Origin of the sequence: Piscirickettsia litoralis, from assembly GCF_001720395.1 — a bacterium.
Classification (GTDB): domain Bacteria; phylum Pseudomonadota; class Gammaproteobacteria; order Piscirickettsiales; family Piscirickettsiaceae; genus Piscirickettsia; species Piscirickettsia litoralis.
Map to the genome: position 1 here is coordinate 2,948,392 of NZ_MDTU01000001.1, position 8,980 is coordinate 2,957,371.

13 protein-coding genes and 1 pseudogene are annotated in these 8,980 nt (G+C 35.3%); 12 read left to right on the top strand and 2 right to left on the bottom strand.

Annotation, left to right across the window (positions count from 1 at the left end):
• A partial coding sequence (locus BGC07_RS14560) for a DotA/TraY family protein (protein WP_158006961.1) occupies positions 1-1,152 on the top strand: 1,152 nt, incomplete at its 5' end.
• A 46-nt stretch (positions 1,153-1,198) separates the two neighbouring features.
• Here BGC07_RS14560 and BGC07_RS14565 read toward each other — a convergent pair.
• Complete coding sequence (locus BGC07_RS14565; protein WP_069313685.1) at positions 1,199-1,489, bottom strand: hypothetical protein; 291 nt, start codon at positions 1,487-1,489, stop codon at positions 1,199-1,201.
• A gap of 20 nt (positions 1,490-1,509) precedes the next feature.
• On the opposite strand from BGC07_RS14565, the gene BGC07_RS20795 reads away from it, so the two are divergent.
• The 11 genes and pseudogenes from BGC07_RS20795 (at position 1,510) to BGC07_RS14610 (ending at position 8,065) form a co-directional block, all read left to right on the top strand.
• Positions 1,510-2,016: a hypothetical protein gene (locus BGC07_RS20795; protein WP_069313686.1), complete on the top strand. Its 507-nt coding sequence runs from the start codon at positions 1,510-1,512 to the stop codon at positions 2,014-2,016.
• Positions 2,017-2,062: 46 nt separating this feature from the next.
• Positions 2,063-2,449 carry a DotI/IcmL/TraM family protein gene (locus BGC07_RS23475; protein ID WP_268801681.1) on the top strand — a complete coding sequence of 129 codons (387 nt, stop codon included), beginning with the start codon at positions 2,063-2,065 and terminating at the stop codon, positions 2,447-2,449.
• A 34-nt stretch (positions 2,450-2,483) separates the two neighbouring features.
• The gene (locus BGC07_RS23480) at positions 2,484-2,678 is read left to right on the top strand and encodes a DotI/IcmL/TraM family protein (RefSeq protein WP_268801721.1); all 195 of its coding nucleotides are present in this window, start codon (positions 2,484-2,486) and stop codon (positions 2,676-2,678) included.
• Between the two features lies 1 nt (position 2,679).
• Entirely contained in the window at positions 2,680-3,015 is a 336-nt protein-coding gene (locus tag BGC07_RS14580) for a hypothetical protein (protein WP_069313687.1), read from the top strand.
• Positions 3,016-3,427: 412 nt separating this feature from the next.
• Positions 3,428-4,216: a phosphatase PAP2 family protein gene (locus BGC07_RS23485; protein WP_069313688.1), complete on the top strand. Its 789-nt coding sequence runs from the start codon at positions 3,428-3,430 to the stop codon at positions 4,214-4,216.
• Between the two features lie 28 nt (positions 4,217-4,244).
• Positions 4,245-4,382: a phosphatase PAP2 family protein gene (locus BGC07_RS23985; RefSeq protein ID WP_394332140.1), complete on the top strand. Its 138-nt coding sequence runs from the start codon at positions 4,245-4,247 to the stop codon at positions 4,380-4,382.
• Positions 4,383-4,614: 232 nt separating this feature from the next.
• Positions 4,615-4,729: pseudogene (locus BGC07_RS22670) on the top strand (IS1 family transposase); the annotation flags it as partial.
• Positions 4,730-5,333: 604 nt separating this feature from the next.
• Complete coding sequence (locus BGC07_RS14595; RefSeq protein ID WP_139121717.1) at positions 5,334-6,638, top strand: hypothetical protein; 1,305 nt, start codon at positions 5,334-5,336, stop codon at positions 6,636-6,638.
• A 94-nt stretch (positions 6,639-6,732) separates the two neighbouring features.
• Positions 6,733-7,293 (top strand): hypothetical protein, encoded by a 561-nt coding sequence (locus BGC07_RS14600; RefSeq protein WP_069313690.1) that lies wholly within the window; start codon positions 6,733-6,735, stop codon positions 7,291-7,293.
• 138 nt (positions 7,294-7,431) lie between these two features.
• The gene (locus BGC07_RS14605) at positions 7,432-7,674 is read left to right on the top strand and encodes a hypothetical protein (RefSeq protein WP_069313691.1); all 243 of its coding nucleotides are present in this window, start codon (positions 7,432-7,434) and stop codon (positions 7,672-7,674) included.
• A 40-nt stretch (positions 7,675-7,714) separates the two neighbouring features.
• On the top strand, positions 7,715-8,065 hold the full coding sequence (locus BGC07_RS14610) for a glycosyl hydrolase family 17 protein (RefSeq protein WP_069313692.1): 351 nt from the start codon (positions 7,715-7,717) through the stop codon (positions 8,063-8,065).
• Between the two features lie 63 nt (positions 8,066-8,128).
• Here BGC07_RS14610 and BGC07_RS14615 read toward each other — a convergent pair whose 3' ends face one another.
• Positions 8,129-8,791: an enoyl-CoA hydratase-related protein gene (locus tag BGC07_RS14615; protein ID WP_235603276.1), complete on the bottom strand. Its 663-nt coding sequence runs from the start codon at positions 8,789-8,791 to the stop codon at positions 8,129-8,131.
• Positions 8,792-8,980 lie beyond the last annotated feature (189 nt).

Here is an 8,980-nt window from a genome sequence, read left to right on the forward strand (position 1 = left end):
AAAGAAAATGGAGTATATCAATCAACGACAACAACGGCGGTTCCTGTCTATGCAGTGATTGATAAAATATTTTCTCAGCTAGGCGGTAATGGCTTATCTTCAGATATTACTGGTATTATGAATGAATTTTATCAGTTAGGAATGCCTTCTGATAATTTATTTAGTAAAATTATGCAAGCCCAGCAAGTCGGTGCTGATACGGTACAAGTTGTTATTAATAGCTTCACAAATATTTTTGAAAGCTATCAAGGGCAATTTAGCAGTATCCAAAATACCGCTGAATCAATGATTTCTAAGTGGTCAATAGGCGCTGGATTTGCCGGTTTATTTGGAGGTATTTTCGGTGCAGGAAATGTTGGCACAGCAGTTGCAATTATGGGACAAACCGCGGTTCAACTTTTTATGGCAACACAGATTGGCAATCTATCAATGTCTTTAGCTTGGTTGCCTATTGCTTTGGTTGTATTAGGTTCTTTATTTACTGCAGCGATTGGTTTTGTTGTTATGATGCCTTTAATCCCTTATTTTTTATTTTGGGCAGGTACAATTGTTTGGGTGTTAAGTATACTTGAAGGGTTAGTTGCTGCTCCTCTCGTTGCACTGGCACTTGTTTATCCAGAGGGTCATGAAGTTTTGGGACATGGCTCACCTGCAATTAAAATTGCATTGAATATTATTTTTCGCCCCGTTTTAATGGTCATAGGCGTAATCACAGCAATGGCTCTCACTTATGTCTTAATCACTTATTCAGCTCAAGGTTTTCACCTGGTCGCTCCGTTAGTGCTAAATAACTTTTCATCATCAGGCATGGTGCGTGGAATTGTTGCTTGCTTTTTAATCTTTATTTATGCGTCATTTATGATGATGGCTTTTAGTAAATGCTTTTCTGTTATTTATTTAATCCCAGATAAAGTATTTGATTGGATTGGTGCGTCGTCTAGCCATCGAGCAGGTGCAGAAGAGGTACAGCAGCTCCAAGGGAAAGCCGAGGGGATGGCTAGTCAGTCTGGGCAAGCAATGGGGTCTGGCGTGCAGCAAGGAATTCAATCTAAACAAACAGAAACCCAATCAAATGTACAAGCAAAATCTCAAGATATTCAAGTGGCAGAGAAAGGTGGTGAAGCGGCAGGAAGTGAGATTCGAGGGCTATAAACTAAAGAGAAGAACAAGTTATTATCAATCATATCTGGAGAAGTTTTTATGTCGCAAAATAATCAACAGCTAAGCCAGCAAGTTCAGCAACAGCAACAGCCACAGCCACAGCCACAGGCACAACCACAGCCACAGGCACAGCCACAGGCACAGCCACAGGCACAGCCACAGCCACAGCCACAGGCACAGCCACAGCCACAGCCACAGCCACAGCCACAACCACAGCCACAGGCACAACCACAGCCACAGGCACAACCACAGGCACAACCACAGGCACAACCACAGGCACAACCACAGGCACAACCACAGGCACAACCACAGGCACAACCACAGGCACAACCAAGCCTGCAAAGTCAATTGCTTGAAAATATTGCCGGGATTCAGAATGAAGTTCACAGCAGTATAATACAAAAACAGCCTCCAGAGCGCAGGCTTAAAAAAGGTACTGATAGAGCGAAGGATTTAATTAAACAAATAAAGCATTTAAATACACGTGACTTATCTAGTATGCAACAAGAGGATCTGAGAAAAAGGTTAAAGTATATACGCGATGAAACAAAGAACATTGTGAGTTTAAATAATAGCCTGCCTAATAAAGAAAAGATCCCACTTAAAGCTGGATTTTTAGGTACAATTATTTCTCTGTTTAAAAGATTGAGAAATAACAATAAAAAACATGACATTAACCATGAGTTAGGAAAAATAATAAAAGAGACAGAAGCGTTAAAACGGAAGGTCAGTGGTCAATTGGGTGAGTTTAACGGCACAAATTTAAGCAGATCATCAAACAATGGCTTGAATAATAGCAATACACGAGATTCAGACAATAGCTTTGATGATGGTTGTGATATCAGAGTTATTTAACATGATATTTTTTAAAAATTGGCATTAGTAATTAGAGGTTTTTGTTTTGATTAATTCAGCATTAGAGAAAGTAAAATATAGAAATGATTTTTATAGGGATAATTTTAGAAGGGCTTCTCTCGTCTTATTAATATCAATTCTAATTAATATGGTGCTATTGGTCTCCTTTATTATCTCATTGAAGTTGCAGCCAGAGCCAAAGTATTTTGCAACAACAACAAACGGTCAATTAATTCGTCTGCACTCATTATTAAAGCCTATACAGAGTGATTCGGCAGTGATTAGCTGGTTATCTGATATTATTCCACACATTAATGAGCTAGATTTTTTGAATTATCGGACAGAAATTCAAGAAAAAAGAAAATATTTTACGAAGTATGGTTGGGAACAATATTTAAAAGCGTTTAAACCTATTATAGAGAAAATTAAATAAGTATATTTATAGAGCAGTAATTTCTGATATTCCAATTGTAGTACAAAAAGGAAGTGTAAATGGTGTGTATAGCTGGCGCTTACAAGTACCAATGATAATTACATATCAGCAAGGAAATTCGAAAGATAGCCAAAATATTATATGGTCTGTGCTTGTTCAACGTAGTAACGAATATTCTAATAGTCTTTTTGGAGTTTCTCAGATTATTCAAAAAGACAATGGAGGTTGATATGAATTATGAGTCTATTTTGTCAAGAGTAATAAATATTTATGATGACTATAGTTTTACTTTTCAAGAAAAGGAGATTGCTAACTCAGAAGTCCTTTCACCTACAGGGCCGGTGTTAGAGCTGATTTTAAAGAAGTCAAACTTGGTGTGTAGTTTTTTATTTGGGCATAAAGTAAGTTATAGCAAAAAGCGGGTAGAAGGTAAGAGTGGTGAAGCGATATTTATTAACTCTACAGTTGAAAATTTCTTTATTCTTGTATTGATTGTAGTTGATGTTTTAGAAGAAGCTACAATAAAAGAAGGTGATATTGTTAAATTGGATAACTATATTAGGTGATATATTGTGTTTAAAAAAAGTAATTTCGACATTAAAATCAGCAATTTCATATTCGTTTTTAAAAAGAGAGTTTTAGTTTTTTATTTTTATCTTCTAAGAAATTTACAACCCGTTCATCTCTAAAAATAAAGCAAGGAAAGAGATTCGCTATTGATCAGCTAAATATGACTGAAAAGGATATAGCCGCGGCAAAGCATGCTTTTTGCTTTTTTGTATGGTTATATTTTCTACTATTTATTGTAATTATCATTTATACATTAGTTTGCACAATCAAAGGCTCATATTTAACGGGGCTTATGGGTATTGCTGCTTCTGCTGTATGTTTGTCACTATCGTTTAAATATCATTTTTGGTTAACTCAAATAAAGTTGGGGTATATAGGTATAACCTTGAAAGAATGGTCTGAAAGCATATGGAAGTGAGTTTATGTTTAAATGATATGTCTTCGTTTTACTTCGATAAAATTAGAAATTATTTTATCAAAAATCTATCTTGTTTAGATAAGCTTTCTGTGATTTTTTCATTTGTATTAATATTGCTATCACTTGTAGTTTACTATATTAATTATAAGTATACTCATTATCTAAGTTTAGAAAACCCGCCATTAATTACAAATTTTATTTTAATATGTTTGGCGCTTGTGTTATTATCATTTTCTTTGGGGTTGTTTGGAGCATTTCCTAAAATAGGCTTGATGTTTAAATTGATCAGCATATACCTTATTGGTTGGGTTGCGATATTTTGCGCTTATAATATTCAATTTACACCATTTAAAAATATAGATAGTTTCTTATATCAAACTGATTTATCTTTGGGGTTAAATCAAAATAATATAATTTCATGGGTCTATCAACATCATTATTTGCACTACTTTTTGACTATTGTATATAATTCACTGGAGGGTCAAGCATTGATACTTCCTATTTTAGCTTGCTTTATTATTAATAGAAAAGATGTTGAAATGTTTTTATTGAAATTTTCAATATTAAATTTAATTGGTTGTGTTATTTATTATTTTTGGCCTACAGCATCACCTGCGAGTATTCTTGAACATAAATATCTTTTAAGCGGACAAATTAGCTTGGCTCTTCAATTCAAACAAATTCACCAAGGAGTTTTACCTACAGTTGTTGGTAATGGCTTAATCAGTTTCCCCTCGTTTCATGTGATTTGGTCAACACTATTCACATTTTTTGTTTAAAAAGTATAAAGTTGCTTTTTATCTACTATTGCTTATTAATGGTACTTTATGGTTATCAACATTTTTACTTGGCTGGCATTATTTATTGGACGTGATTGCTGGATTATTATTCGTATTGTTGGTTAGCAGCTTTTTATACTTATATGAGAGTTTAAAGGTCAGGTGATGTATCTTATTGATTAATATCGTATAATTACAAGCAGGTTGAAAATAATTTAGTCAAAATGATTTCATTAAGTTTAAAACCAGCGCTGGCTTTGGCATGCAATTGATCACTCAACCTGTAAAATTATCACCTATTATTTTGACTGACCTCAAGGTGAGGCATTAATCGCAATTAAATCAAAGCTTTCATCTTTCATCTTCGCTATTACTATATAGATGATTGGGACTCCTATCTCATTGGAAAAAACCATGCAGAGCATTGAGTGTAAGCACTTAACCCTAAGATCCCGAATTAAGTGTTTAGTACGCAAAACCACTTGCTTTTCGAAGAGCGAAAGAATACACAATATGGCGTTTTATTCATTAAATGAGTTTGGTAAGGTAATTTTATTGAATGATCAATTATATATTGCTGAAATTTTTAACATATACCCAGGGGTTAGAAAACGATACGTTTGGGTAGGTTAATTATGGAATCGCAGTTTTTCATAGAAATAATTGTTAATTCCAGCGAAGAGATAATTCGAGAGTATGTAAGGAATCTATTTAACATAGGAGAATCTTCTTTTGCCGTTTAAGTTTTGCACTTACATCAAAGTCAGAAATCATTAACTTTTCAAGGAAGTATAAGATAAAATAAGAATATAATTCATGTAAAATCATAAAAGCACTATAAATGATTTATAACCTTCTTTGTAAAGTATAAAAATCAACTGAATAATCTATATTGATTTTTTTTAAAATACCGTGTAAGTATATTGTTAACGCCTTTCATGCATTTATATTAATTATTTTAATTGGTTTTGAAAATTTAATTAATATTTGCATAATTTTTTTATATTTTAAATATGGAGATTATTATTATGCCATTTTTTCCTACTTCATTGAGAGATAGCCCAAAAAAAACGTCTTGAAGAAGTGTATACTTACTTTAAGAAATATGGCCTTGCCGATGATGATTCATCCGCACAGATTTTTTGGTTATACTGAGAAAAATGATGGGTGGATAAGAAATCGTTACCCAATGAGTTCTTCAAACCAAAATCGGCATAACTACTATGAAAAGCTAAGCAAAGGGAAGACTTTAGCCAATAAGGACGCAGTCAGTGTGGCCCACCCTAATTTTGGAGAGTTTATTCAAGCTATCAAAGATTATGTGTCTGACTCTAGTGGACTTTTCGGCTCGGGCCTTCTTGCAGAGAGAATGTTCCTTGCAACAGATAAATCTCGATTAATAATTGCAGAAAAACTTTTAAAACTGATCATGGAATTTCAGGAACCCAAAGATGGATCGGTTCCTCTTAAGAAATATCTAAACTTTGTTAATTTGTGCATGAAGATTGCCAAAGATGAAGAGCTTATTTTTGGAAAAGAAAAGCAAGGTATTCCTGACTCTAAATTTAGACACACCATGAAAAAGTGCGCTGAGCAAGCCTTTTATGAGTTAGGGCGTCAGATTGGCCTTCACTTGGGAACAACATTTTTTGAAAAAGCAAAGGATCTTTCTATTTCAGCATCTCAAATGTGGGAATCTTTAAAGGATTATGGTGCCTTGCCTCTAGAGTTTAGTACGCTGCTAGAAAAGCTCTCACAATCTTATAGGGCAATGATTATTAATGGAACGGAGATTATACAAACGGATATAGCGAAAGTTAGATTGTGTTCTAAAAAGCTTGCAGCTATTGCTACAGAGCATAATACGCTTATATCTAAGATTTTTGAAGCAACGAGTCGCACTCCTAACCCACTTAAGCTTTATGATTTAAATCAAGTGAAGCTGGAGTTTGGACAGAAGGGACACGATATTATTAACGCCTTGATAAAGAAAGAAGACTTTGGGTGGTCGACAACTAAGAAACAGAAACAGAGCAAACTGCTAGACGCGCTGGGAGACTACTCTCTGCTTGTAGGACAGGCAGATACAAAGTTGAATAAGGCGCATACAAATTTATTGGTAGTTCCTAATTTTGTGGCTGGGCCTAATAGAAAAACTCAAAATATTAAAATAAAGACAGCATTTACATCTGCGAGGCGTAGTAAGGCTTTTGTACCTAATACATTGGGTAAGAGCTATATTGAGTTGGATCAACTTGGACCTCAACAAAATGAATCTAAAAACCCAATTATTCGAGCATTTGGCGGACATAAGCCTGCGGTGAACGATTCTTCGTCCAATGATGTTCCACAACTAATGATGGAAGGTCACGAGAGAAAACAGACTGTAGTGAATAATGATCCTGTGTATACAGTTCAATAAGTGGTTTTGGACTGCTCCCTATTATAAGAGTAGGGAGCAGAAATAGAAGATGGTATAGTAAAGTTTAACTTCATGTTGTTGTGAGGATTAAGCCGTGCCTAAAAAGTTATATTTTTACGCTTACCTTTTCATGCCTTTTTTATTGATTTTGTTTTCACCTCAGTCTTTTTATTCAAATGATTTGCCCAAATATGGTATTGTATTTGAGGACTTAGCTGATAGTTTCAATGTTAATGGTTACCCTATTTATCCATATAGCTCAACAGATATGCGAAATGCAGTGAGTCGGGCAACGGATAATTTTTTACTGTTAAGAACAATGTCTGACTTTAATGAGGGAGATGCTAGCGATTGGGGAGGAAGTTATGACAATCACGGGTTAATGGCCTCTTGTGGTCCAACCTCTACAGGGGTTATTTTAAATGCGAGAGCATGTGCATTTAATAATGCGGTGAGGGCTTTGCCGGACAATGCTGATATTATGCTAGGGATAGATAACCCAACAAAGTGGTTAATAACGACAGATTCGGCAACTCGCTATTTATATCAGTATGTTTTACCTATTGTGTCACATGTAAAAGTTATCGTTGTTGGTTGGGAAGTGGGATTGCATTTATCGACAACTGCGAGTGATTTTTCTAGTAAGAAACAATAGTTGAAAATTTAAATCAATATATTATCAATTTGCAAACAGCAATAAATAGTCTATCGACAAAATACCCAGGCTTCAAAAAATATTCAAATTTCAACATCGTTTGGTATTGGCTTTACCGGGAGCAATAATGCTGAATTTTTGACTAAGAATAAAACAACAGGGATTTATTCTATTCATTGTGATAGTGATAATTACGCTGGAGTTGATTTTAGCTCAATGTGTAAAGCATTTAGCACAATCGCTAAGCAAAAGGATGCAGCCGTTTATTTGAGTTTATACCCTTATTGGATACAGAAAATAGAAGGTACTGGCGATGAATTTAATGAAAATTTATTAACAGCTTATCAAAAAAATTTATCAGGCTGTTTTAAGCGCTTTTGAAAACTGGCCACAAGCTTATAGTTTAAATGATGGAAAATTAGTGATTAATTTGGGCGAAACAGGCTGGCCTACGGCAGGCAGTGTCTATGGAGCAAATAATACAGCAAGCGTGAGTCAGCTACAAAGTACAGTAGATACTGTGAAAAAGTGGTTGAAAAGTGGAGCGATGAGAACACGACCTCAAACTGTTTTATTTTTCAGCTTATACGATGAAACCTTATGTAATGATAGCTTTGCTGATGAGGTGAGTATGGGGGTGAATAGTAATATTAATTATCACTGGGGACTGTATACATGCCTGCAACAGCAAGATGCATTAGGGCACCCTCCTTTGAGTGGGGCAAATCCGCTGCAGGCTAAAGTCGATTTATCTGGATTAAAAACTGATTAAAATTATACACCGTGCTCGTCTTAGTGGTTTAAGCAAGCACGGTGGCATACTGTACATTAATTTTTATTTGCGAGAGCCTGTGATTTTATTACTGATAATGTCCTGAGTTTCTTGTGTTTGTAATTGCTTAATAAAATAAGCACATTCAACTTCAATTGCCTCAGCAATCGCTTGTGCGTGAGGACGTTTCAAAAGCTGTTTGGTGACCTGTAATGCTTGTGTTGGTTTTTGAGTGAGGGCATTGAGATGGTTGAGTGTTTTTTCTAGTAAACTGTCTTTAGAAAATAACTCATTAATCATGTTAAACTCTAGCGCTTCTTGAGCGGTAAAAGCTCTGCCCGTCATAAGGAGTTCCGTGGCTTTTTTATAACCGGCAGTTTGGGTGAGTAATAAACTCGATGCACCTTCTGGACACAGGCCAAGATCAATAAAAGGTAATTGAAAGTGCGCATTCGGTGTTGCAAAAGCGAGATCGCAATGGAACAATAGAGTGGTGCCGATGCCGATGGCTAAACCGTTTACTGCGGCAATCATCGGTTTTTTATATTCGCTGACTGTATGTAAGAAACTGACGATATCTTTGAAGTCCTCAGCGGTTTTGAGTTTGGCGAAATCTTTAAGGTCGTTGCCGCTGGTAAAAGAGTCGCCAATACCTGTAAACAAAACAGCTTTAATGTTGTCATTTTTTTCAGAAGCACGAAGCTCAGATGTGATCGCTCGATACATATCCAAGTTAAGTGCACTTTTTTTTCTCAGGACGGTTAAACTGTAAGGTTAAAATGTTATCTTTAATTTGGCGGTTGATGTATTGGCTCACAGGGATTATCTCCATTATTTTTTATATACCGCCTAATTTTTTTCAAAATAGGCGGTTTTCCTAAAACTTATACCCTAGCTTATGTGATGCTAGATGTG

Excerpts from the sequence above, each read along its gene's own strand:
- BGC07_RS23485 (WP_069313688.1), top strand. The coding sequence starts at position 3,428 with ATGGAAGTGAGTTTATGTTTAAATGATATGTCTTCGTTTTACTTCGAT.
- BGC07_RS14580 (WP_069313687.1), top strand. The coding sequence starts at position 2,680 with ATGAATTATGAGTCTATTTTGTCAAGAGTAATAAATATTTATGATGAC.
- BGC07_RS14615 (WP_235603276.1), bottom strand. The coding sequence starts at position 8,791 with ATGTATCGAGCGATCACATCTGAGCTTCGTGCTTCTGAAAAAAATGAC.
- BGC07_RS14595 (WP_139121717.1), top strand. The coding sequence starts at position 5,334 with ATGATGATTCATCCGCACAGATTTTTTGGTTATACTGAGAAAAATGAT.